This window comes from Stenotrophomonas sp. 2201_Sma (assembly GCF_056486685.1).
The window spans coordinates 1,750,830-1,771,393 of sequence record NZ_CM151329.1 but is presented as its reverse complement, the minus strand read 5'-3'; the positions used below and the strand labels follow the sequence as shown (position 1 = coordinate 1,771,393).

The 20,564-nt window shown below is 67.2% G+C and carries 23 protein-coding genes; 9 read left to right on the top strand and 14 right to left on the bottom strand.

The features are described 5' to 3' along the window. Position 1 precedes the first annotated feature (1 nt). A complete protein-coding gene (locus ACZLIF_RS08415; protein WP_053517303.1) occupies positions 2-271 on the top strand; it encodes an oxidative damage protection protein in 270 nt (89 codons plus the stop codon). Positions 272-289: 18 nt separating this feature from the next. On the opposite strand, the gene ACZLIF_RS08410 is transcribed toward ACZLIF_RS08415, so the two are convergent. The 10 genes from ACZLIF_RS08410 to ACZLIF_RS08365 all read right to left on the bottom strand — a co-directional run bounded on the left by ACZLIF_RS08410 (position 290) and on the right by ACZLIF_RS08365 (position 7,339). Beyond that, the gene (locus tag ACZLIF_RS08410; RefSeq protein ID WP_053517332.1) at positions 290-739 is read right to left on the bottom strand and encodes a DUF6491 family protein; all 450 of its coding nucleotides are present in this window, start codon (positions 737-739) and stop codon (positions 290-292) included. Positions 740-846: 107 nt separating this feature from the next. Further along, positions 847-1,665 (bottom strand): ATP-binding cassette domain-containing protein, encoded by an 819-nt coding sequence (locus ACZLIF_RS08405; protein WP_065174957.1) that lies wholly within the window; start codon positions 1,663-1,665, stop codon positions 847-849. Next, on the bottom strand, positions 1,658-2,899 hold the full coding sequence (locus ACZLIF_RS08400) for a lipoprotein-releasing ABC transporter permease subunit (RefSeq protein ID WP_065174956.1): 1,242 nt from the start codon (positions 2,897-2,899) through the stop codon (positions 1,658-1,660). Before ACZLIF_RS08400 ends, ACZLIF_RS08405 begins: the two co-directional genes overlap by 8 nt. Before the next feature lie 23 nt (positions 2,900-2,922). Next, positions 2,923-3,372, bottom strand: coding sequence for a hypothetical protein (locus ACZLIF_RS08395; RefSeq protein WP_128989066.1), 450 nt, complete (start codon positions 3,370-3,372; stop codon positions 2,923-2,925). Next, entirely contained in the window at positions 3,323-3,571 is a 249-nt protein-coding gene (locus tag ACZLIF_RS08390) for an FAD assembly factor SdhE (protein ID WP_053517299.1), read from the bottom strand. The genes ACZLIF_RS08395 and ACZLIF_RS08390 overlap by 50 nt, the downstream gene beginning before the upstream one ends. A gap of 90 nt (positions 3,572-3,661) precedes the next feature. Beyond that, a complete protein-coding gene (locus tag ACZLIF_RS08385; RefSeq protein ID WP_053517298.1) occupies positions 3,662-4,447 on the bottom strand; it encodes a succinate dehydrogenase iron-sulfur subunit in 786 nt (261 codons plus the stop codon). 67 nt (positions 4,448-4,514) lie between these two features. Then, entirely contained in the window at positions 4,515-6,305 is a 1,791-nt protein-coding gene (gene sdhA / locus ACZLIF_RS08380) for a succinate dehydrogenase flavoprotein subunit (RefSeq protein ID WP_053517296.1), read from the bottom strand. Between the two features lie 31 nt (positions 6,306-6,336). After that, positions 6,337-6,723 carry a succinate dehydrogenase, hydrophobic membrane anchor protein gene (gene sdhD / locus ACZLIF_RS08375; protein ID WP_053517295.1) on the bottom strand — a complete coding sequence of 129 codons (387 nt, stop codon included), beginning with the start codon at positions 6,721-6,723 and terminating at the stop codon, positions 6,337-6,339. Beyond that, positions 6,720-7,112 carry a succinate dehydrogenase, cytochrome b556 subunit gene (sdhC, locus tag ACZLIF_RS08370; protein ID WP_004153151.1) on the bottom strand — a complete coding sequence of 131 codons (393 nt, stop codon included), beginning with the start codon at positions 7,110-7,112 and terminating at the stop codon, positions 6,720-6,722. Before sdhC ends, sdhD begins: the two co-directional genes overlap by 4 nt. Before the next feature lie 56 nt (positions 7,113-7,168). Next, a complete protein-coding gene (locus tag ACZLIF_RS08365; protein ID WP_074901279.1) occupies positions 7,169-7,339 on the bottom strand; it encodes a DUF1674 domain-containing protein in 171 nt (56 codons plus the stop codon). Positions 7,340-7,378: 39 nt separating this feature from the next. Between ACZLIF_RS08365 and ygfZ the strand changes: the two genes are divergently transcribed. After that, entirely contained in the window at positions 7,379-8,251 is an 873-nt protein-coding gene (ygfZ, locus tag ACZLIF_RS08360; RefSeq protein ID WP_128989064.1) for a CAF17-like 4Fe-4S cluster assembly/insertion protein YgfZ, read from the top strand. 69 nt (positions 8,252-8,320) lie between these two features. Here the strand turns inward: ygfZ and ACZLIF_RS08355 are convergent, their stop codons facing one another. Beyond that, the gene (locus tag ACZLIF_RS08355; protein WP_065181281.1) at positions 8,321-9,403 is read right to left on the bottom strand and encodes an ABC transporter ATP-binding protein; all 1,083 of its coding nucleotides are present in this window, start codon (positions 9,401-9,403) and stop codon (positions 8,321-8,323) included. A 354-nt stretch (positions 9,404-9,757) separates the two neighbouring features. Between ACZLIF_RS08355 and zwf the strand changes: the two genes are divergently transcribed. From zwf to eda, 5 genes are all read left to right on the top strand, one after another. Next, complete coding sequence (gene zwf / locus ACZLIF_RS08350) at positions 9,758-11,194, top strand: glucose-6-phosphate dehydrogenase (protein WP_065174952.1); 1,437 nt, start codon at positions 9,758-9,760, stop codon at positions 11,192-11,194. After that, positions 11,191-12,198, top strand: coding sequence for a glucokinase (glk, locus tag ACZLIF_RS08345; RefSeq protein ID WP_053517290.1), 1,008 nt, complete (start codon positions 11,191-11,193; stop codon positions 12,196-12,198). Before zwf ends, glk begins: the two co-directional genes overlap by 4 nt. Beyond that, positions 12,195-12,917 (top strand): 6-phosphogluconolactonase, encoded by a 723-nt coding sequence (gene pgl, locus ACZLIF_RS08340; RefSeq protein ID WP_053517289.1) that lies wholly within the window; start codon positions 12,195-12,197, stop codon positions 12,915-12,917. Before glk ends, pgl begins: the two co-directional genes overlap by 4 nt. Before the next feature lie 58 nt (positions 12,918-12,975). Further along, positions 12,976-14,892, top strand: coding sequence for a phosphogluconate dehydratase (edd, locus tag ACZLIF_RS08335; RefSeq protein WP_065174951.1), 1,917 nt, complete (start codon positions 12,976-12,978; stop codon positions 14,890-14,892). Positions 14,893-15,021: 129 nt separating this feature from the next. Continuing rightward, positions 15,022-15,681, top strand: coding sequence for a bifunctional 4-hydroxy-2-oxoglutarate aldolase/2-dehydro-3-deoxy-phosphogluconate aldolase (gene eda, locus ACZLIF_RS08330; protein WP_128989062.1), 660 nt, complete (start codon positions 15,022-15,024; stop codon positions 15,679-15,681). A gap of 107 nt (positions 15,682-15,788) precedes the next feature. Here the strand turns inward: eda and ACZLIF_RS08325 are convergent, their stop codons facing one another. The 3 genes from ACZLIF_RS08325 to ispG all read right to left on the bottom strand — a co-directional run bounded on the left by ACZLIF_RS08325 (position 15,789) and on the right by ispG (position 18,633). Next, positions 15,789-16,436, bottom strand: a complete 648-nt coding sequence (locus tag ACZLIF_RS08325) for a response regulator (protein WP_065174949.1) — start codon at positions 16,434-16,436, stop codon at positions 15,789-15,791. Between the two features lie 201 nt (positions 16,437-16,637). After that, positions 16,638-17,387, bottom strand: a complete 750-nt coding sequence (locus tag ACZLIF_RS08320) for a phosphatase PAP2 family protein (protein ID WP_053517284.1) — start codon at positions 17,385-17,387, stop codon at positions 16,638-16,640. Further along, on the bottom strand, positions 17,368-18,633 hold the full coding sequence (gene ispG, locus ACZLIF_RS08315; protein WP_128989060.1) for a flavodoxin-dependent (E)-4-hydroxy-3-methylbut-2-enyl-diphosphate synthase: 1,266 nt from the start codon (positions 18,631-18,633) through the stop codon (positions 17,368-17,370). The genes ACZLIF_RS08320 and ispG overlap by 20 nt, the downstream gene beginning before the upstream one ends. A 114-nt stretch (positions 18,634-18,747) precedes the next feature. On the opposite strand from ispG, the gene ACZLIF_RS08310 reads away from it, so the two are divergent. Together ACZLIF_RS08310 and ACZLIF_RS08305 are read left to right on the top strand one after the other, a co-directional pair. Next, positions 18,748-19,974 (top strand): ATP-binding protein, encoded by a 1,227-nt coding sequence (locus ACZLIF_RS08310; RefSeq protein WP_478462512.1) that lies wholly within the window; start codon positions 18,748-18,750, stop codon positions 19,972-19,974. After that, entirely contained in the window at positions 19,971-20,540 is a 570-nt protein-coding gene (locus tag ACZLIF_RS08305; RefSeq protein WP_053517280.1) for a response regulator transcription factor, read from the top strand. The genes ACZLIF_RS08310 and ACZLIF_RS08305 overlap by 4 nt, the downstream gene beginning before the upstream one ends. Positions 20,541-20,564: the final 24 nt, after the last annotated feature.

Here is a 20,564-nt window from a genome sequence, read left to right as displayed (position 1 = left end):
CATGCCCCGAACCGTCTTCTGCCAGTACGAACAACGCGACGCCGAAGGCCTGGACTTCGTGCCCTATCCGGGTGAACTGGGCCAGCGCATCTTCAACCACATCGGCAAGCAGGCCTGGGCGGCATGGCTGGCGCACCAGACCATGCTGATCAACGAGAACCGCCTGTCACCCCGCGATCCGAAGCACCGCGCGTTCCTGGAAGGGGAACTGGTCAAGTTCCTGTTCGAGAAGGACGCGGAGAAGCCCGCCGGCTTCGTCCCGGAAGCCTGATCCGGAGATGGCGCCGGCCTAGTTCGCCGGCTCCTCGCGCTCCTGCACCTGCGCCTGCCGCAGCTCCTGTTCCGACGCACGCAGCGCCTTCACGTCAAGCTTGCGGATGCTGCTGATGAAGCAAGGCAGGCGTGGGCCTCCGGTCGGGTCACGGACCAGCACCTTGTCGAAGCGGGCCGACACGCGGTTCATGCGGCTGGTCAGGCCGATGGCGGTCGCAAACGACAGATCCTGGCAGGGGCCGTTCAATTCCAGCAGGTAGGCCTCGCTGGGCCGGGTCCATACCGCCAGTGCACTGTCGCCCAGTTCGGTCCAGCCGTTGAGGCTGCCGAAGAACTGCATGTCATTCTGCGGTGCGCCGGCGTGCGCGCGGTACAGGTCCAGCCGCTCGGCACTGCTCAGGCGGCCGGTGGTCGCGCACGCGGCCAGGGCAAGGCAGAGCCCTGCGATCACAAGCGGGGTCTTCATGTCGATCTCCACGGGGAACCGGGGGCCATCATGCGCCTGCCCGGGTATGGGCGGCGAGAATCCCGGCGCCACCGTTCAGGCGCCGGGAGGTGCACGTTCCCGGCCGCTCAGACGTCGGCGTGGGCCAGCTCGTGCAGGCGCCCTTCGCGCAGTTCCAGCACCCGGTCCAGGCGCCGCGCCAGGCCGCGGTCGTGGGTGACCAGCACCAGGCTGGTATGGCGGGCACGATTGAGTTCAAGCATCAGGTCGAACACGGTGCCGGCCGTGCGATCGTCCAGGTTTCCGGTCGGCTCGTCGCCCAGCACACAGGCCGGATGATTCACCAGCGCGCGCGCCACCGCCGCACGCTGGCGCTCGCCACCGGAAAGCTCGCCCGGTTTGTGGTCCAGGCGATGGCCCAGCCCGACCGACTCCAGCAGCAAGGTTGCGCGCGCGGCCGCCTCCTCCACTTCAGGACGACCACGGACGAAGGCGGTGGCCCCGTTGACGATGCTGGCCAGCGCCGTCCCCACCACGCCCAGGCCGGCGAACATCGCCCGCTGTGACATCGGCGAATGCGAGCGGGACAGCAGCAGCGGCATCATCACGTTTTCCAGCGCGGTGAATTCCGGCAGCAGGTGATGGAACTGGTAGACAAAGCCCAGCGCCTGGTTGCGCAGCAGGCCACGTGCGGTATCCGACAGCGCCGACATGCGTTGACCGGCCACGTACACCTCGCCGGCACTGGGTACGTCCAGTCCCCCCAGCAGGTGCAGCAGCGTGCTCTTGCCTGCACCGGACGCGCCGATGATGGCCACGGTTTCACCCGCGGTGACGGTCAGGTTCAGGCCGTCGAATACCGGGGTCTGCATGCGCCCTTCGGCATAGATCTTGCCGAGGTGCTCGGCGCGGATCACTTCCTGGCCGCGGTCAAAGGCTTCATTCATAGCGCAGGGCCTCCGCCGGCTGGGTGCGTGCCGCCCGCCAGGCGGGATACAGGGTGGCCAGGAAGCTCATCAGCAGTGCGACCACGGTGATCACCACCACGTCGCCGGTCTGCATGTCCGTCGGCAGGCCGGTGATGTAGTACACGTCTTCCGGCAGCAGCTTGACATTGAACACGCGCTCGATGGCACCGAGGATGCGTTCCAGGTTGAAGGTCAGGGTGATGCCGCCGATCAGTCCGGCCAGCGTGCCGAAGATGCCGATCAACGAGCCCTGCACCATGAACACCTGCATCACCCCGGCCGGGGTCAGGCCAAGCGTGCGCAGGATGGCGATGTCCGCCTGCTTGTCGGTGACCAGCATCACCTGCGAGGACACCAGATTGAACGCGCCCATGGCGATGATCAGCGACAGCAGGATGCCCATCACCACTTTCTCCATGCGCAGCGAGTGGTAGAGATTGGCGTTCTGCTGGGTCCAGTCACTCACGCGATAGGCGCCGCCGAGATTCTGCGCAAGGTCCACGCCGACTTCCAGCGAGCGGTCCATGTCGTGCAGCTTCAGGCGCACGCCGGTCGCGCCATCGGCGCGCAGTACGCGCTCGAGATCCTTCATGTTGGCGAAGCCGACGCCGCGGTCGACCTCGTTGTAGCCGGCCTCGAAAATACCGCTGACGGTGAAGCGTTTCATCCGCGGAACGGCGCCTGCAGGTGTGCCCTGCACTTCGGCGAAGGTCACCAGCACCTGGTCGCCGACATCGACGCCCAGCCAGATCGCAAGTTCCTTGCCCAGCAGCAGATTGAAGCTGCCGGGTTTCAGGCTGTCGTAGCTGCCCTTGACCACCTTCTGGTCGATCACCGACACCTTCGGCTCCAGTGCCGGGTCGATGCCCTGGATGATCGCACCCTGCACGCGCGGGCCGCTGATCATCGACTGGATCTCGATATAGGGTGCGGCGCCCGCCACGCGCGGGTCCTTGTTGGCCACGTCCACCACGCGCATCCAGTCCGGCATGGGCTCGCCGTCGCGACTGATGGTGGTATGCGCCGTCATCTGCAGCAGGCGGCTGCGGATTTCCTTCTGGAAGCCGCTCATCACCGCCAGGGTGGTGATCAGCACCGTAACGCCGAGCGCGATGCCCAGGATCGATGCCATCGAAATGAAGGAGATGAAGCCGTTGCGGCGCTTGGCGCGCAGGTAGCGCAGGCCGATGGCCACGGGAATGGGTTTGAACATGCAGGCACGCCGGACGATTCGGCCTATGGTGCCATCGACCGGGCTCGACGGGAAACGGCGCGTGCGGCGACGGCCAGTCGCAGTTCACGTCGCTGCCGGGCATCGAGCACATCCGGCCAGAACAGCAGGCGCCGCCGCCGCCGCCCCTGGCGCCCGTGCAGCAACAGCCACGGGCCGCGGATCACCAGCTGTGGAGCGTCCAGCGCCTGCCCCGCCACCTGCAGCGGAGCGGGCAACGCCGGCAGGCACACACTCACCTTCGGCCGGCGCAGGCGCCAGAAGAGCTCGGCCAGGCCCAGCGCCCAGACCAGCAGTACGACGGGAACCAGGGCGTCTCGGGGCAGATCCGAAGCGCGCAGCAGCCAGGGGGCGGCGAGCAGTACCGCCAGCTGGGCACCCGCCTGCAGCCGTGAAGGACGCCACTCAAGGCTTGAGGGCGCGGATCCTGTCCATGAGCGGGATGGCGTGCGCATGCGGGCAGACCTCGTAGCCCATGAACCAGCGCCACAATTTATCGTCCTCACAGTCGAGCAGGAACAGGAAAACCTCGCGCTCTTCGGTCGGCGCAGCGCTCCATTCGCGGTCGAGGTAACGTTCGAACAGCTGGTCCAGTTCGCGCATGCCACGCCGGCAGCGCCAGCGCAGCTTCTTCAGCAGGGTTTCTTCATCCATTGCAGGCCTCCAGATACAGCGAAGCCACGCATGGCGTGGCTCGGCTGGGGTGCGTGCGGCCGCCGTCGATGCGGCCGCATGCGGGATGGATCAGGCGCGACGCTCCATCATGAGCTTCTTGATCTCGGCAATCGCCAACGCCGGGTTCAGGCCCTTCGGGCAGGTGCGGGCGCAGTTCATGATGGTGTGGCAGCGGTACAGCTTGAACGGATCTTCCAGATCGTCCAGGCGCGCACCGGTGTCCTCATCGCGCGAGTCGATGATCCAGCGGTAGGCCTGCAGCAGGATCGCCGGCCCCAGGTAACGCTCGCCGTTCCACCAGTAGCTCGGGCAGCTGGTCGAGCAGCAGGCACACAGGATGCACTCGTACAGGCCATCGAGCTTCTTGCGGTCTTCCGGCGACTGCAGGCGCTCGCGATCCGGCGGCGCCGGGGTCTGCGTGCGGATCCACGGCTTGATCGAGGCGTACTGCGCGTAGAAGTGGGTCAGGTCCGGCACCAGATCCTTGACCACGTTCATGTGCGGCAGCGGGTAGATCGGCACTTCCTTCTTGCCGCAGTCCGCGATGGCGCGGGTGCAGGCCAGCGTGTTGGTGCCGTCGATGTTCATCGCGCACGAACCGCAGATGCCTTCGCGGCAGGAGCGACGGAAGGTCAGGGTCGGGTCGATCTCGTTCTTGATCTTGATCAGCGCGTCCAGGACCATCGGACCGCAGGCGTCCAGATCGACCTCATAGGTATCGGTGCGCGGATTGCTGTCGTCGTCCGGACTCCAGCGGTAGATCTTGAAGGTACGCACGTTCTTGCCGCCGTTCTTGACGGGGAAGTGCTGGCCCTTCGTGATCTTGGAATTCTTGGGGAGTGAAAACTCGGCCATGGCTGCTCTCGTTGGCTCAGGCGGCCCGCGCCCTCAAGGCGCGGATTGCATGGTAGGCGGGGTCGGATCAGTACACGCGCGGCTTCGGCGGCACCACGGACACGTCATCGGTCAACGTGTACATGTGCACCGGACGGTAGTCGAAGCTGCACTTGCCCTTCTCGTCGACGCTGACCAGGGTGTGCTTCTGCCAGTTGACGTCGTCGCGGTCCGGGAAGTCCTCGTGCGCATGCGCGCCGCGGCTTTCCTTGCGCTGTTCGGCCGAGTTGATCGTCGCCACCGCGTTGAGCAGCAGGTTGTTCAGCTCGTAGGTCTCGATCAGGTCCGAGTTCCACACCAGCGAACGGTCCGAGACCTTCACGTCCTGGAACGAATCGAAGATCTTGTCCATCTTCTCGCAGCCTTCCTTCAGCGTCTGGCTGGTGCGGAAGACGGCCGCGTCGGCCTGCATGGTGCGCTGCATGCGGTCGCGGATGACCGAGGTCGGGGTATCGCCGTTGGCGTGGCGCAGCTTGTCCAGCAGGCCCAGCGCCTTGTCGCAGGCATCGGCCGGCAGCGGCTTGTGCGCCGCGCCCGGCTTGATGGTCTCGGCACAGCGGTTGGCCACCGCGCGGCCGAACACCACCAGATCCAGCAGCGAGTTGGAGCCCAGGCGGTTGGCGCCGTGCACGGACACGCAGGCGGCTTCGCCGATGGCGTACAGGCCCGGCACCACGGCATCGGGGTTGTCGCCGACCTTGCGCACCACTTCACCGTGGTAGTTGGTCGGGATGCCACCCATGTTGTAGTGCACGGTCGGGATGACCGGGATCGGCTGCTTGTGCACGTCGACGCCGGCGAAGATGCGGGCGCTCTCGGCGATGCCCGGCAGCTTGTCATCGATCACGCCCGGGCCCAGGTGGGTCAGGTCGAGCAGGATGTGATCCTTGTGCTCGCCGACACCGCGGCCTTCGCGGATCTCGATGGTCATCGAACGGCTGACCACGTCGCGCGATGCCAGATCCTTGTAATGCGGTGCATAGCGCTCCATGAAGCGCTCGCCGCTGCTGTTGCGCAGGATGCCACCTTCACCGCGGACACCCTCGGTGATCAGGCAGCCGGCGCCGTAGATGCCGGTCGGGTGGAACTGCACGAACTCCATGTCCTGCATGGCGATGCCGGCACGCATGGCCAGGCCGCCACCGTCGCCGGTGCAGGTATGCGCGGAAGTTGCGCTGAAATAGGCTCGGCCGTAGCCGCCGGTGGCCAGTACCACGCCCTGGGCGCGGAACAGGTGCAGCGTGCCGTCGGACATGTCCAGGGCCAGCACGCCGCGGCAGACGCCTTCGTCGTCGAAGATCAGGTCGAGCGCGAAGTACTCGATCATGAAGCGCGCGTCGTGCTTCAGCGACTGCTGGTACAGCGTATGCAGCATCGCGTGGCCGGTACGGTCGGCCGCCGCGCAGGTGCGCTGCGCCGCCGGGCCTTCGCCGTACTTGGTGGTCATGCCACCGAACGGGCGCTGGTAGATCTTGCCTTCGGCGGTACGCGAGAACGGCACGCCGTAGTGCTCGAGCTCGATGATGGCCGGAATGGCCTCACGGCACATGTATTCGATGGCGTCCTGGTCGCCCAGCCAGTCCGACCCCTTGATGGTGTCGAAGAAGTGGTAACGCCAGTCGTCCTCACCCATGTTGCCGAGCGCGGCGGAGATACCGCCCTGGGCGGCGACGGTGTGCGAACGGGTCGGGAAGACCTTGGTCAGGCACACGGTCTGCAGGCCCTTGGCGGCCAGGCCGAACGTGGCACGCAGGCCGGCGCCGCCGGCGCCCACCACGACCATGTCGTACTTGTGTTCGGTGATCTTGTAAGCGGACATCTAGTCTGGATTCCTGTGTAGGTGCCTGGGCTCAGGCAACGCCGAGGGCGATGCGGCCCACCGCGAACACACTGACGATCATGCCGAGCACGGCGACGAACTTCACCGCGGTCTGCAGCACCAGGGCCAGCAGCGATTCGTGGATGTAATCTTCCAGCACGACCTGCATGCCGAGCTGTGCGTGCCAGAACATGGCGATCAGCAGGCCGATCAGCGGCACCGCGTTCCACGGCTTGGCGATGGCAGCAGTGGCGGTCGCGTAGTCGGAACCCAGCAGGCCCAGCACGAAGACCAGGAACCAGATCCCCAGCACCACCAGGGCGGCGGCGGTCAGGCGCTGGTGCACGAAGTGCTCGGTGCCGGTCTTGGCCGAACCCAGGCCACGCACGTTCTTCAGCGGAGTACGGAACTTGCTCACGCGGCACCTCCAAACATCACGTAGGCCCACACCAGCAGGGTGATCACCAGGCTGCCGATGACCGACAGCCAGCTGCTGCGGATGAAGGCGGGGATGCTGAAGCCGATGGCGAAGTCCTGCACCACATGGCGGATGCCATTGCACAGGTGATAGGCGAACGACCATGTCCACGCGAACAGGAACACGCGGCCATACCAGGCCCCGGCATGGCCGGTGAAGCAGTTCCACGAATCGGGCCCCATCATCAGGGCCAGCAGGCCCGCAGCGATGATGAGGGCACCAACAGACAGAAAGACGCCAGTGGCTCGATGCAGGATCGAGGTGGCCATCTGAATCTGCCAGCGATACACCTGAAGGTGCGGGGAAAGTGGGCGTTGTCTGGTCGCCATTCGCTGGGCTCGTTGTCTCGGCTGGGCGGCACGCGGCCGCGTTGGCTCAATGCTGATCAGAAATCGATGCAGCGTCCGTTTTTCTCCCAATCGCCATACCGCACCGGATCGAGTCCGCCGCGGCCGCCGAATTCCTCTGCCTTTTCCTGTTCCACGGGCACGGGTGCCGCAGGGACCAGCGGGGCTTCAGTTTCGTCGTCGGGAGTGGGGGTTGTTTGGCCTATCATGGTCGGTCTCGCAACGCACAAATTTTAGACCTCGTTCACGTGCCTGACAACCTGCCCCCTGCTTTCGTCGGATATCCACGCCTTCCGGGCCACCAGCTGGTGAGCCTGCAGGGCGTGGACGCAGCTGCCTTCGCCCACGCCCAGTTCAGCAGCGATGTCCTCGCTCTGCCCCAGCAGCACTGGCAGTGGAGCGCCTGGCTGAGTGCCAAGGGCCGCACCCTGGCGGTGTTCCAGCTGCTCCGGCTGGCTGAGGATCACGTGATGCTGGTGTTCGCCGATGGCGACGCGGATGCGACTGCGTCGCAACTGCAGCGTTTCGTGTTCCGCCGAAAGGTCAAGGTGCAGCTGCGCGACGATCTGGCCGTGGCCGGCGCGTTCACCGCACCGGAAGCGGCTACCGGCGCGGCGATCGCCGCCAATGCAGGCGGTTGGGAGCTGGACCTGGGCAGCGACGCGCTGCCGCGCGCGCTGCGCATCGGTGCCGCTGACACCTTCCCGGCCGGTGGGCCGGACGACGACGCGGCCTTTGCATTGGCCTGGCGCCAGGCTGACCTGCGGTATGGCCTGCCCCGGCTGGAGCAGAGCCAGCGCGAGGTGTGGACGCCGCAGCAGTTGGGGCTGGACCGTCTGAACGGCTACAGCGTGAAGAAAGGCTGCTACCCGGGCCAGGAAATCGTCGCCCGCACCCACTTCCTCGGCAAGGCCAAGCGCGCGGTGCAGCTGCTGCACACCCATGCGCCGGCGCAGGCCGGTGACGGCGTGCAGCAGGACGGCGCGGCACTGGGCACGATCGCCAGCGTGGCCGGCGATCTCGCGCTGGCGGTGCTGCCGCTTGAAACGAGCGACGCTGCGCTGCAGGTCGGCGATGCGCCCGCGCAGCGGATTCCACTGCTGGATGGCCTGGCGCGCTGAGGCTGCGCCCCATCCACGCAGGGCGGGGATCTGCCGATGACGCCGGGCATGGCCCGGCGCCACCAAGTCTTACAGGCGCTCGCCGGTTTCCGCGTTGAAGAAGTGCAGGCCCTGCGGATGGATCGCCACGCGGATGTCCTCGCCCACGGCCGGCAGCGCCTGCGGCGCCACCCGCATGGTCAGTGCATGCTGGCCGCTGCTGAGGTTGACGAAGATCTCGTTGCCGACCGGCTCGATGCCCTCGATGCGCGCAGTGAACGCATGCGCGTCATCTCCCGTCGCCGGCTGCAGGTGCTCCGGGCGCACGCCGACGTTGATCGGCTTCTGCAGCCACGCGGGGTCGATCGTGGCCTGGCCCAGCGGCGCGCGCCACTCACCCTCGACCACCGTCACGCCGCCCGCATCGCCCTGCAATGTCCCGCGCAGCACGTTCATCGCCGGGCTGCCGAGGAAACCGGCCACGAACAGGTTGGCCGGGCGGTCATACAGCGCCATCGGCGTATCGATCTGCTGGATGATGCCGTCCTTGAGCACCACGATGCGCTGGCCCAGCGTCATCGCTTCGACCTGGTCGTGCGTGACATAGATCATGGTCGTACCCAGCTTGCGGTGCAGCTGCGCGATCTCGGTACGCACGCTGTGGCGCAGCTTGGCATCGAGATTGGACAGCGGCTCGTCGAGCAGGAACACCGCAGGTTCGCGCACCAGCGCGCGCCCCAGCGCAACACGCTGGCGCTGGCCACCTGACATCGCCTTGGGCAGCTTGTCCATCATCTCGGTCAAGCCAAGCGTCTGCGCCGCTTCGGCAATCCGCCTGTCGATGGTGGCCTTGTCGTGGCCACGCAGCTTCAGGCCGAACGCCAGGTTCTCGGCCACGGTCATGTGCGGGTAAAGCGCATAACTCTGGAACACCATGGCGATGTCGCGATCCTTCGGTGCCACATCGTTGACCACGCGGTCACCGATGCTCAGCGTGCCACCGCTGATCTCCTCCAGGCCCGCCACCATCCTCAGCAGGGTCGATTTGCCACAGCCGGAAGGACCGACCAGCACCATCAGTTCGCCATCGGCGACCTCGAAAGTGGCGTCCTTCACCGCAACCTGGCCGTTGTCGTAGACCTTGCGCACACCCTGCAACTGCACTTTTGCCATATCACCTGATCCGGTCTGCCCGACGCCGGGCTGTCTTTTGGGACTGCCTCGGCCCTCCCGATGGCAGCAATGATTGCGCGACTGCCGCATGACGGCGAGCACTGCAATCGAATACAGTTGCCCATTCTGCCATGTAAACGTTTTCACGTGGCACTATCCGATGGTCGGTGCGCACCGACCTGCGTCGGCGGACAATGGAACGTTCGCCGGTGCGGTGGTTTCGAATGGAACGGCCTGCCGGTATCCCCTGCAGATCGCGTTCCGCGAACCTCGGACAGGCAGTTGCGCGGATGTCCCCCGAACCCAGCCATGAAGCGATTGACAACGATGTCACCCGGATCTGAAACTCGAGCGATGCACGACACCCTCTTCCTGTTCGGTGCCACAGGTGATCTGGCCCAGCGCTATCTGTTCCCTTCGCTGCTGCGCCTGCTTGGCGATGGTCTGCTGCCGGAGGATTTCCGCATCCGTGCGCTGGCCCTGTCCGGCCATGACACCGAGGCCTTCCATGACATCCTGCGCCCGCGCCTGCAGCAGGCCATGCCGATGGCCTCGCAGGACGACATCGCCGCGCTGCTGCGCCGCATCGACTACCGCTCGGTGGACCTGCGCGATGTCGACTCGGTCGCCGCCGCCGTCTCAGACCTGGTGGACCGCCGGTGCGTGAGCTACCTGGCCATTCCGCCGGGCCTGTACATCTCCACCTGCGAAGGCCTGGCCAAGGGGGGCGCCCTCGCCGCACCGGCCCGGCTGATGCTGGAGAAGCCGATCGGCAGCGACAGCGAAAGTGCCGAGGAAATCATCAGCACCATCGGCCAGTGGATCGACGAAGACCGCGTGTTCCGCCTGGATCACTATCTGGGCAAGGCTGCGGTGCAGAACCTGATCGCCCTGCGCTTCGGCAACACCCTGCTGGAGGCGGTGTGGAACCGCAACTACATCGAGTCGGTGCACATCCTGGTCGCAGAGAGCGAAGGCGTGGACGGCCGCGACGCGTACTACGCACGCTCCGGCGCCCTGCGTGACATGGTGCAGAGCCATATCCTGCAGCTGCTGTGCCTGGTGGCGATGGAACCGCCGGCGTCGCTCGAAGCCGACCGCATCCGCGACGAGAAGGTCAAGGTGCTGCGCGCCCTGCGCCCCCTCGACGCCCAGCATGCCGCCCGCGACAGCGTGCGCGGCCGCTATACCGCCGGCACCATCAACGGCCAGCCGGCACAGGCCTATCAGCCGCCGGAAGGCAGCGACGTGGAAACCTTCGCCGGCGTCACCGCGCACATCGACAACTGGCGCTGGTCCGGCGTTCCCTTCCATCTGGTCACCGGCAAGCGCCTGCCCGAGCGCACCACCCGCGTGGTGGTGACCCTCAAGCCGGTTACCCATTGGCTGTTCGAGCGCCCGCAGCGCGCGCAGGCCGCACCCAATCGCCTGGTGTTCCAGCTGCAGCCGCAGGAAAACATCGAGCTGGGCCTGATGAGCAGCCTGGCCGGTCCGGAATGGGGCGCGCTGGAACTGCATCCGCTGGAACTGGAGCTGTCGGTGCCGACGGGACTGCACCGCCGCATCGCTTACGAGCGCCTTTTCCTGGACGCCTTCAACGGCAACCATGCGCTGTTCGTGCGCGACGACGAAGTGCGCGCCGCCTGGGCGTGGATCGACAGCGTCGCCGATGCCTGGAAGGCAGCCGGCCTGCCGCTCCAGCCTTACCCTGCTGGCCAGTGGGGTCCGGCGGATGCCAGCGACTTCCTGCCACAGGGCGTGGATGCGCCGGACACCGGAGCTTCGGCATGAGTGGCAGCTCGCAGCCGGTTCTGGTCGCCGACATCGGCGGCACCAATGCCCGCTTCGCACTGGCCGACACTTCGCTGGATGCGCCCCTGCAGAAGGACAGCATCCGCGAGTTCGCAGTCGCCGAGTTCCCGTCGCTGGGCGATGCCGCCCGCCACTACCTTGAGCAGGCCGGGGCCAGCGCGCGCCGCGGCGTGTTTGCCGTGGCCGGCCGCGTCGATGGCGACGAGGCACGCATCACCAACCATCCGTGGGTGATCTCGCGCAGCCGCACCGCAGCGATGCTCGGCTTCGACGAGCTGCACCTGATCAACGACTTCGCCGCACAGGCGATGGCCGTCGCCCTGCTGCAACCGCAGGATGTGGTGCAGATCGGCGGTGCGCACTGGACGCCGGCCGCACCGGGCCAGCCACGCAACTACGGAGTGATCGGCCCTGGCACGGGCCTCGGCGTCGGTGGCCTGGTGGTGCGCCACGGCCGCAGCTACCCGCTGGAAACCGAAGGCGGTCACGTCAGCTTCCCGCCGGGCACGCCGGAAGAAGTGCGGATCCTGGAGATCCTGTCCGAGCAGTTCGGCCGCGTGTCCAACGAGCGTCTCATCTGCGGTCCCGGCCTGGTCAACATCCATCGTGCGGTCTGTGAGATGGCCGGTGTCGACCCGGGCCATCTGCAGCCGGCCGACGTCACCGCCCGTGCCGCGCTCGGCGATCCGCAGGCGATGCGCACCGTGGATGTGTTCTGCGCAGTGTTCGGCGCCATCGCCGGCGACCTGGTGCTGATCCAGGGTGCCTGGGATGGCGTGTTCCTGACCGGCGGCCTGGTGCCCAAAATGCTGGATTCGCTGCAGCACTCCGGCTTCCGCCAGCGCTTCGAGCACAAGGGCCGGTTTTCCTCGATCATGGCGCGGGTGCCTTCGCTGGCGATCATGCACCCCTGCCCCGGCCTGCTGGGCGCTGCCGCCTATGCAGCCGATGCCGAACGTGACGCTCCGGGAGTTGCCGCATGAGCCCTGTCTTCCAGGACGACCGCATCGATTTTGTCAGTCACGGCGATGCCGATGGCTGGATCGAAGCGGTGGCCACCGAAATGGCACAGACCATCAACCGTGACATCAACGAAGTCGGCCGCGCACGCATCCTGCTGTCCGGTGGCACCACGCCGGCGCCGGTGTACCAGGCGCTGGCAGAAATGGAAGTGCACTGGGACCGCGTGGAAGTGAGCCTGGCCGATGAGCGCTGGCTGTCGCCGCAGGATCGCGACAGCAATGCCTGGCTGGTACGCGAGCACCTGCTCAAGCGCGCCGAAGGTGCACATTTCGACCCGCTGGTGCGCATCGGCAAGCCGCTTCCGGAATGCGTGTACACCGCCAATCTGCAGGCACAGCACAGCCAGCCGCCCAGCCTGGTCGCGCTCGGCATGGGCAATGATGGCCACACGGCCTCGTTGTTCCCCGGCTCGAAGGACCTGGCCCGCGCGCTGGAAAGCCCCCTGCCCTATGCCGCACTGGATGCGACCGGCTGCCCGGGCGCCAACCAGTGGCCGCTGCGGATCACGCTGACCCCGCACGGCCTGCGCCAGTGCCGCCAGCGCCTGCTGCTGCTGCGCGGCAAGCAGAAGCTGCAGGTGCTGCGGCAGGCGCTGGACAGCAACAATGCCCAGCAGTACCCGATCCTCAACGCAATCCACCTGGAAGGCGCGCGCCTGCGCGTCCACTGGGCAGATTGATGTCGGTGGCGGCATATCGCCGCCGCCCACCTCTCGCCACCTCGAACGCCGGTAGCCAATGAGCCTCCATCCGCAACTGCAAGCCATCACCGACCGCGTCATCCGTCGCAGCGCTGCCTCGCGCGCGGCCTACCTGGCCGCTGTCGACGCCGCCCTGCGCGAAGGCCCCTTCCGCAGCCGCCTGAGCTGCGGCAATCTCGCCCATGGTTTCGCTGCCTGCGGCGGCACCGACAAGAGCCGCCTGCGCGGCGGCGTGACGCCGAACCTGGGCATCATCACAGCCTATAACGACATGTTGTCGGCCCACCAGCCGTTCGAGACCTATCCGGAGCAGATCCGCGGGATCGCCCGTGAACTGGGCGCCACCGCGCAGGTGGCCGGCGGTGTGCCGGCGATGTGCGACGGCGTCACCCAGGGCCGCGGCGGCATGGAACTGTCGCTGTTCTCGCGCGATGTGATCGCGCAGGCCACCGCGATCGGCCTCAGCCATGACATGTTCGATACCACGGTCTACCTTGGCGTGTGCGACAAGATCGTGCCCGGCCTGCTGATCGGCGCGCTCGCGTTCGGCCACCTGCCGGCGGTGTTCATTCCGGCCGGCCCGATGACACCGGGCATTCCGAACAAGCAGAAGGCCGAGGTGCGCGAACGCTATGCGGCCGGCGAAGCCACCCGCGAAGAACTGCTGGAGGCCGAGTCGGCCTCCTACCATGGCGCAGGCACCTGCACCTTCTACGGTACCGCCAACTCCAACCAGGTACTGCTGGAAGCGATGGGCGTGCAGTTGCCAGGCGCATCCTTCGTCAACCCGGGCACTGCGCTGCGCGATGCGCTCACCCGCGAGGCCACCGAGCGTGCGCTGGAGATCACCGCGCTGGGCGAGGATTTCCGTCCGCTCGGCCGGATCATCGACGAGCGCGCGATCATCAACGCCGTCATCGCCCTGATGGCCACCGGCGGCTCGACCAACCACACCATCCACTGGATCGCGGTCGCGCGTGCCGCCGGCATCGTGCTGACCTGGGACGACTTCGACGAGCTGTCGCAGCTGATTCCCCTGCTGGCCCGCGTCTATCCGAATGGCGACGCCGACGTGAACCGCTTCGCGGCGGCCGGCGGCCCGGCTTTCGTGTTCGGAGAATTGATCAGGGCCGGGCTGATGCACGGCGACCTGGTCAGTGTGGCGCGCGGCGGCATGGCCGATTACGCCCGCGAACCGCAGCTGCGTGACGGCACCCTGGTCTATCTGCCCGGGCTGGAGCGCAGTGCCGACGAGGAGGTGGTGCGCGGCGTCGACGCTCCGTTCGAGAGCCAGGGTGGCCTGCGCCTGCTGCGCGGCAACCTGGGCCGGTCGTTGATCAAACTGTCGGCGGTGAAGCCGCAATACCGTTCGATCGAAGCACCGGCCGTTGTCGTTGATGCGCCCCAGGTGCTCAACAAGCTGCATGCTGCCGGGCTGCTTCCCCAGGATTTCGTGGCGGTGGTGCGCTACCAGGGCCCGCGCGCGAACGGCATGCCGGAGCTGCATTCGCTGGCGCCGCTGCTGGGCCTTCTGCAGAACCAGGGCCGACGCGTTGCGCTGGTCACCGATGGCCGGCTGTCCGGGGCGTCGGGCAAGATCCCGGCGGCGATCCATGTCACGCCGGAAGCCGCGCGTGGTGGTCCGCTGGCGAAAGTCCGCGAAGGCGACATCATCCGCCTGGATGGCGAGGCGGGCACGCTGGACGTCCTGGTGGACGCTGCCGAATGGGCAGCACGCACTCAGGCCCCGAACACCGCACCCGCGGCGAATGATCTGGGCCGCAACCTGTTCGCGATCAACCGTCGTGTGGTCGGGCCGGCCGATCAGGGGGCCATTTCGATTTCGTGCGGGCCGGCAGCGGCCGATGGCGGGCCGTGGGATTACGACGCCGAGTACGAACTGGGACACGATGCGGCGGCTGCGGCAGCGCCGCATGAGGCGAAGGACGCCTGAGGGTTGAAGAGCGCTGCGGGTGTGTTGCGGCGGTGAGTGTGCTGGTGGCCGCGTCACACTTTCCGGCGCATCAACGCCGCGAAGTGATCACTGAAAATCAAATTCGGAAGCAAAGGCAGAAGCAGAGCTATGGGTATCGAACAACATCAGCTGAAGGCGGCGGAGCTGTTGCATGCGGCGGGCATCCTGCCGGTGGTGACGATTCATACGCTGGACCAGGCCCGTGCGGTGAGTGCGGCGCTGCTGGAAGGCGGTCTGCCGGCGATCGAGCTGACGTTGCGCACGCCGGTGGCGATGGAGGCGTTGGCCATGCTCAAGCGCGAACTGCCGGACGTGGTGGTGGGTGCCGGTACGGTGCTGACCGTTGAGCAGATGCAGCAGTCGATTGATGCCGGCGCGGACTTCCTGGTGACCCCGGGTACGCCGCCCGCGCTGGCCGATGCGCTGGCCGCTGCGCCGCTGCCGGTGGTGCCCGGTGCGGCGACGCCGACCGAGCTGCTGTCGCTGCATGCGCGCGGATTCCGGGTGTGCAAGCTGTTCCCGGCCACGGCGGTCGGCGGCCTGGCGATGATCAAGGGCGTGGCCGGTCCAATTGCCGATCTGAAGCTGTGCCCGACCGGCGGCATCACGGAAAACACCGCCGCCGAGTACCTCGAGCAGAAGAACGTCGTCTGCATCGGTGGCTCATGGATGGTGCCCGGCAACTGGATTGCGGACGGCGACTGGGACAAGGTGCGCGCCAGCGCCATGCAGGCGGCGGCCATCGTCAAGCGCGTGCGCGGCACCTGAGCGCCCGATGGGTGAGCGCGGGGCCGACGCTTGGCCCCGCGACCGCGGGCCGGAACTGGAAGACAGATTCCGGGCGCGCGACGCACCTCAGCCGTTGGCTGAAACCCTCACAGCGGCCGTGCCGGATCCACCAGCCCGTACTGGCTGGCCATACGCGCCAGCGCGATGTTGTCATGGATACCCATCTTCTCGAACAGGCGCGCCTTGTGCGTGTTGACGGTCTTGGCGCTGAGGCTGAGGCGGCGCGCGATGTCTTCCTGGCGCAATCCCTGGGTCAGCAACAGCGCCACTTCCAGCTCGCGCGGAGACAGGGTGTCGAACGGCGAACCATTCCCCTCCACCGTCGACAGCGCCAGATTCTGCGCGATGCTGGTGCCCAGGTAGCGGCGCCCGCCTGCCACGTCGCGCACCGCGCGCAGCAGTTCCTGGGCGTCGCAGCCCTTGCCGATGTACCCGGCCGCACCGGCTTCCAGCAGCCGCTTCGGCAGCGGGCCATCCTCCAGGACGGACACGATCACCACGCGCGTGCTGCGATGGCCGCGCACGATGCGCTCGGTCACTTCCATGCCGCTGACACCCGGCAGGTGCAGGTCGCACAGCACCACGTCCGGCTGCAGCTGGCGTATTTCGCGCAGCGCGTCCTCGCCGGTCTCGGCCTCGCCCACCACCTCGATGTCGGTCTCACCCGACAGGATCATCTTCATCCCGGTGCGGACCAGTGCGTGGTCGTCCACCAGGTAGACTCGAATCGTCATTCACGTACCTCTTCGAATGCGGCCATTGCGCGTCAAGCTAGGCAGGGTGCCGAACCCTCGCAAGCGCGGTCGAAGTGCATACCGGGCAAGAGTGCCGGGTTGATCACAGTCTCACGCATTGTGCTTACCCCCTGTCTTGCAGAACCCACTGCAACGAAACAGCTCATCTATCACGTAGACGCCCGCGAAGAGCCATCCACGTCACTCCCCCTGTGTTGATGCTTCGCTGGCCGTCGATGGCGGCGAATCGCGGCGTCGCCAGGGATGCCGACGACTGAACATGACCAGGTAGCACCCTACCACCCAAACCAGTGCTGCACACCATCCGGCCAGGATATCCGACGGGTAATGGACCCCGAGATAGACCCGGGACACGCTGACCAGCAAGCTGAACGCAGGGGCCAGCACCAGCACCGGCCAGCGCCAGCGGGTATTCCAGGCCAGAAGTACCAGGGTTGCCGCCAGGGTCATCGACCCCATGGCGTGGCCGCTGGGGAAACTGAACGTCGATTCCGGTGCGATGGACTCCCACAGGCTGGGGCGGTCCCGCTGGAAGAACCGCTTGCTGCCCATGTTCAACAGTGCCGATCCGAGGAAACTGACGGCCACGAAGGTGGCCTCGCGCCAGCGGCGGTAGCCCAGCAGTGCCGCGACGATCAGCACATCGGCGGGAATCAGGAACCACTCGTAACCCAGCCGGGACAGCAGCACGAAGAACCGGTCCAGCCACGGCGAATGCAGGCCGTGCATCTGCCACAGCAGCGGCGCGTCGAAATGGAACGATTCAAACTCATGCACCTCGTCGGCCAGCGCGACGAAGCCGGCCAGCGGCAACAGCACGCCGGCGAACAGCAGGACCAGGCGCCACGCATTGCGCGCCATCCAGTGACGGAAGCCGGAGGCCGGCTCCGGCGCGGCAAGGATCGCGGGCTTATCCTGCGCTTCGGACATAGGTTCGTTCGACGTAGTCGTCGATCAGGGCGACGAATTCCTGGGCGATGTTCTCGCCACGCAGGGTCACCTTCTTCTCGCCATCGACGAACACCGGCGCCGACGGCGCCTCCCCGGTTCCCGGCAGCGAGATGCCGATGTTGGCGTGCCGCGATTCTCCCGGGCCGTTGACCACGCAGCCCATCACCGCCAGGGTCATGTTTTCCGCCCCCGGGTGCTGCACTTTCCACAGCGGCATCTTCGCGCGCACGTGGTTCTGCACCACCTTGGCCAGCTCCTGGAAGAACTCGGAGGTGGTGCGGCCGCATCCCGGGCAGGCCGTCACCAGCGGCGTGAACGCGCGCTGGCCCGTGGTCTGCAGCAGCTCCTGGGCGACGATCACTTCCTGCGTCCGCGACTGGCCCGGCTCGGGCGTCAGCGAGATGCGGATGGTGTCGCCGATACCTTCCTGCAGCAGCACGCTCAGCGCCGCTGCCGACGCAACGATGCCCTTGCTGCCGATGCCGGCTTCGGTCAGGCCCAGATGCAGCGCGAACTCCGAACGCTGTGCCAGGTCACGGTAGACCGCGATCAGCTCCTGCACGCCACTGACCTTGGCCGACAGCACGATGCGGTCGCGCGGCAGGCCCAGCTCCACGGCCTGTTCGGCCGAATCCAGCGCTGACCGGATCAGTGCCTCGCGCAGGACACGTCCGGCGTCCCAGGGCTGCTCGCGCTCGTTGTTCTCATCCATCAGCCTGGCCGCCAGCGCCTGGTCCAGCGAGCCCCAGTTGGCGCCGATGCGCACCGGCTTGTTGTAGCGGATGGCGAACTCGATCAACTGCGCGAACTGCAGGTCCTTCTTCTTGCCGAAGCCCACATTGCCCGGATTGATGCGGTACTTGGCCAGTGCTTCGGCACACGCCGGTTCGGCGGTCAGCAACTGATGGCCGTTGTAGTGGAAATCACCGATCAGCGGCACGTCGATGCCCATCATCGCCAGCTTGTCGACGATGCGCGGGATCGCGGCCGCGGCCTCGACGGTGTTGACGGTCAAGCGCACCATTTCCGAACCGGCGCGCCAGAGCTCGGCGACCTGCTTCACGCTGGAGGCCACGTCGGAGGTGTCGGTATTCGTCATCGACTGCACCACCACCGGCCTGCCGCCGCCGACGGTGACTCCGCCGATCTGGACGGCGTGGGTCTGGCGACGGGACCAGGCGGTGGGCTCGGAAGGCGGGGTCGGGCGGGTAACGGCGTCGTGCATGCGGGCATTCTAGCGCCCGCCTCCGGTTTCCGGGTGACTCGCATTCAGCCGCTGGCACGGCTGCGGCCGATTGTCGCAGGCACACCCGCCCGCGAACGCATACGATGGGCGCGAATGACCGGTCCCGACGCCCCGTTTCTCCGCACCCTGTGCAGCCTGCGATGGCTGGCCGTGGCCGGCCAGGCCACCACCATCCTGGTCGCCACCTGGGTGCTGGGCCTGCCGCTGCCGCCACTGCCGCTGTGGGCCGGCGTCGCCGTGCTCGCGCTGTTCAATGTCTACACCCAGCTGCGGCCGGAAGGGGCCGATACCGCGCCACTGACAGCCTTCGGCCACATCCTAGTGGACGTGATCATCCTGACCTGGATGATCAGCTGGAGCGGCGGCATGGCCAATCCGTTCAGCTCCCTGTTCCTGATCCTGATTGCGTTGGCCGCCTTCGCCCTGCCCCTGCGCTGGGCGTTGGCGGTGGCCCTGGCCTGCCTGCTCGGCTACGCCGCCAGCGGACTGTTCGGCCAGCCGCTGCCGGACGGCTACTTCCGTGCGCAGGACCTGAACCGCTGGGGCGTGGTCGCCAATTTCCTGATCTCCGCCACCGTCGTGCTGACGTTCTCCACGCGCCTGGCCCTGGCCCTGCGGCAACGAGAACTGGAGCTCTCGGCACTGCGTGAACGCTTCGCCCGCAACGAGGGCATTGTCGCCCTGGCCACCCACGCCGCCTCGGTGGCGCATGAACTGAACACGCCGCTGGCGACCATGACCCTGCTGGCCGACGACGTTGCCGAGCGCAGCGAGGAGCCGGAAGTACGCGAGGACATGGAAACCCTGCGCGAACTGCTCGTGCAGTGCCGCGAACGGGTGCTGGCACTGGCCGCGCCGGCATCGGCCGACATGCCCGGACGCAGCCGCTCCAGCGCCCAGCAGGTGCTGGAACAATGGCGGCTGGTGCGGCCGACCATCGACCTGCACCGCAACGACGATGCGCCGCTGCGGCTGCCGCTGGACCCCGGCGTGGGCCACCTGCTGATGGTCCTGCTCAACAACGCGGCCGATGCCGGAGAGCAGGCCGGGCGCCCGCGCGTGGACCTGAGCCTGCGCATCGACGGCGACGACCTGATCGGCGAAGTCCGCGACTACGGCCACGGCTTCGATGCCCGTGCCGCCGTGCTGCCGGGCACGCTGTTCGGCAGCAGCAAGAGCGAGGGCATGGGCGTCGGCCTGGCCCTGTCCCATGCCACCATCGAACGCCTCGACGGCGAGATGTGGATGCGCCCGGCCCAGGGGGCCGGCAGTCGCGTCGGCTTCCGCCTGCCGCTGGCCCCACGCGAGGACACCCCATGAGCCTGCACCACTCCACCCAGGGCCTGCTGGTCGACGACGACGAGCTGTACCTGCGTACCCTGCAGCGCAGCCTGGCGCGCAAGGGACTCGAAACGCAGACCGCGCAGGACGCGGCCACTGCGCTGATGCTGGCCCGCCAGCATCCACCGGCTTTCGCGCTGATCGACCTCAAGCTCGGCAGTGATTCCGGCCTGGCCCTGATCCAGCCCCTGCGTGCCCTGCGTGCGGACATGCGGATCCTGCTGGTCACCGGTTATGCCAGCATCGCCACAGCCGTGGAAGCCATCAAGCTGGGCGCAGACGATTATCTGCCCAAGCCGGCAACGGTACCGATGATCCTGCGCGCGCTGGGCGAAGAGGACGACGGCCCGGCCGACGACGGCGAGATGGAAGTCCCCGACGCGATGACGCCGATCAGTCGCCTGCAGTGGGAACACATCCAGCAGGCGATGCACGAGACGGGCGGCAACGTGTCCGCTGCCGCCCGCCTGCTCGGCATGCACCGACGGTCGCTGCAGCGCAAACTGGCCAAGCGGCCAAGCCCGGAACGCGACCCGAGCCGTTGAGCCTGGGTCGCGTCCGCCGGGCAT

Bases quoted from the DNA above. Each gene is read 5' to 3' on its own strand.
- glk (WP_053517290.1), top strand. From the start codon at position 11,191: ATGAGTGGCAGCTCGCAGCCGGTTCTGGTCGCCGACATCGGCGGCACC.
- ACZLIF_RS08400 (WP_065174956.1), bottom strand. From the start codon at position 2,899: ATGTTCAAACCCATTCCCGTGGCCATCGGCCTGCGCTACCTGCGCGCC.
- ACZLIF_RS08325 (WP_065174949.1), bottom strand. From the start codon at position 16,436: ATGACGATTCGAGTCTACCTGGTGGACGACCACGCACTGGTCCGCACC.
- ACZLIF_RS08385 (WP_053517298.1), bottom strand. From the start codon at position 4,447: ATGGCCGAGTTTTCACTCCCCAAGAATTCCAAGATCACGAAGGGCCAG.
- ACZLIF_RS08415 (WP_053517303.1), top strand. From the start codon at position 2: ATGCCCCGAACCGTCTTCTGCCAGTACGAACAACGCGACGCCGAAGGC.
- ACZLIF_RS08305 (WP_053517280.1), top strand. From the start codon at position 19,971: ATGAGCCTGCACCACTCCACCCAGGGCCTGCTGGTCGACGACGACGAG.
- ACZLIF_RS08410 (WP_053517332.1), bottom strand. From the start codon at position 739: ATGAAGACCCCGCTTGTGATCGCAGGGCTCTGCCTTGCCCTGGCCGCG.
- ACZLIF_RS08405 (WP_065174957.1), bottom strand. From the start codon at position 1,665: ATGAATGAAGCCTTTGACCGCGGCCAGGAAGTGATCCGCGCCGAGCAC.
- sdhA (WP_053517296.1), bottom strand. From the start codon at position 6,305: ATGTCCGCTTACAAGATCACCGAACACAAGTACGACATGGTCGTGGTG.
- ACZLIF_RS08395 (WP_128989066.1), bottom strand. From the start codon at position 3,372: ATGCGCACGCCATCCCGCTCATGGACAGGATCCGCGCCCTCAAGCCTT.
- ACZLIF_RS08355 (WP_065181281.1), bottom strand. From the start codon at position 9,403: ATGGCAAAAGTGCAGTTGCAGGGTGTGCGCAAGGTCTACGACAACGGC.
- eda (WP_128989062.1), top strand. From the start codon at position 15,022: ATGGGTATCGAACAACATCAGCTGAAGGCGGCGGAGCTGTTGCATGCG.
- ACZLIF_RS08320 (WP_053517284.1), bottom strand. From the start codon at position 17,387: ATGTCCGAAGCGCAGGATAAGCCCGCGATCCTTGCCGCGCCGGAGCCG.
- ACZLIF_RS08365 (WP_074901279.1), bottom strand. From the start codon at position 7,339: ATGATAGGCCAAACAACCCCCACTCCCGACGACGAAACTGAAGCCCCG.
- sdhC (WP_004153151.1), bottom strand. From the start codon at position 7,112: ATGGCGACCAGACAACGCCCACTTTCCCCGCACCTTCAGGTGTATCGC.
- pgl (WP_053517289.1), top strand. From the start codon at position 12,195: ATGAGCCCTGTCTTCCAGGACGACCGCATCGATTTTGTCAGTCACGGC.
- edd (WP_065174951.1), top strand. From the start codon at position 12,976: ATGAGCCTCCATCCGCAACTGCAAGCCATCACCGACCGCGTCATCCGT.
- ispG (WP_128989060.1), bottom strand. From the start codon at position 18,633: ATGCACGACGCCGTTACCCGCCCGACCCCGCCTTCCGAGCCCACCGCC.
- ACZLIF_RS08390 (WP_053517299.1), bottom strand. From the start codon at position 3,571: ATGGATGAAGAAACCCTGCTGAAGAAGCTGCGCTGGCGCTGCCGGCGT.
- zwf (WP_065174952.1), top strand. From the start codon at position 9,758: ATGCACGACACCCTCTTCCTGTTCGGTGCCACAGGTGATCTGGCCCAG.
- ACZLIF_RS08310 (WP_478462512.1), top strand. From the start codon at position 18,748: ATGACCGGTCCCGACGCCCCGTTTCTCCGCACCCTGTGCAGCCTGCGA.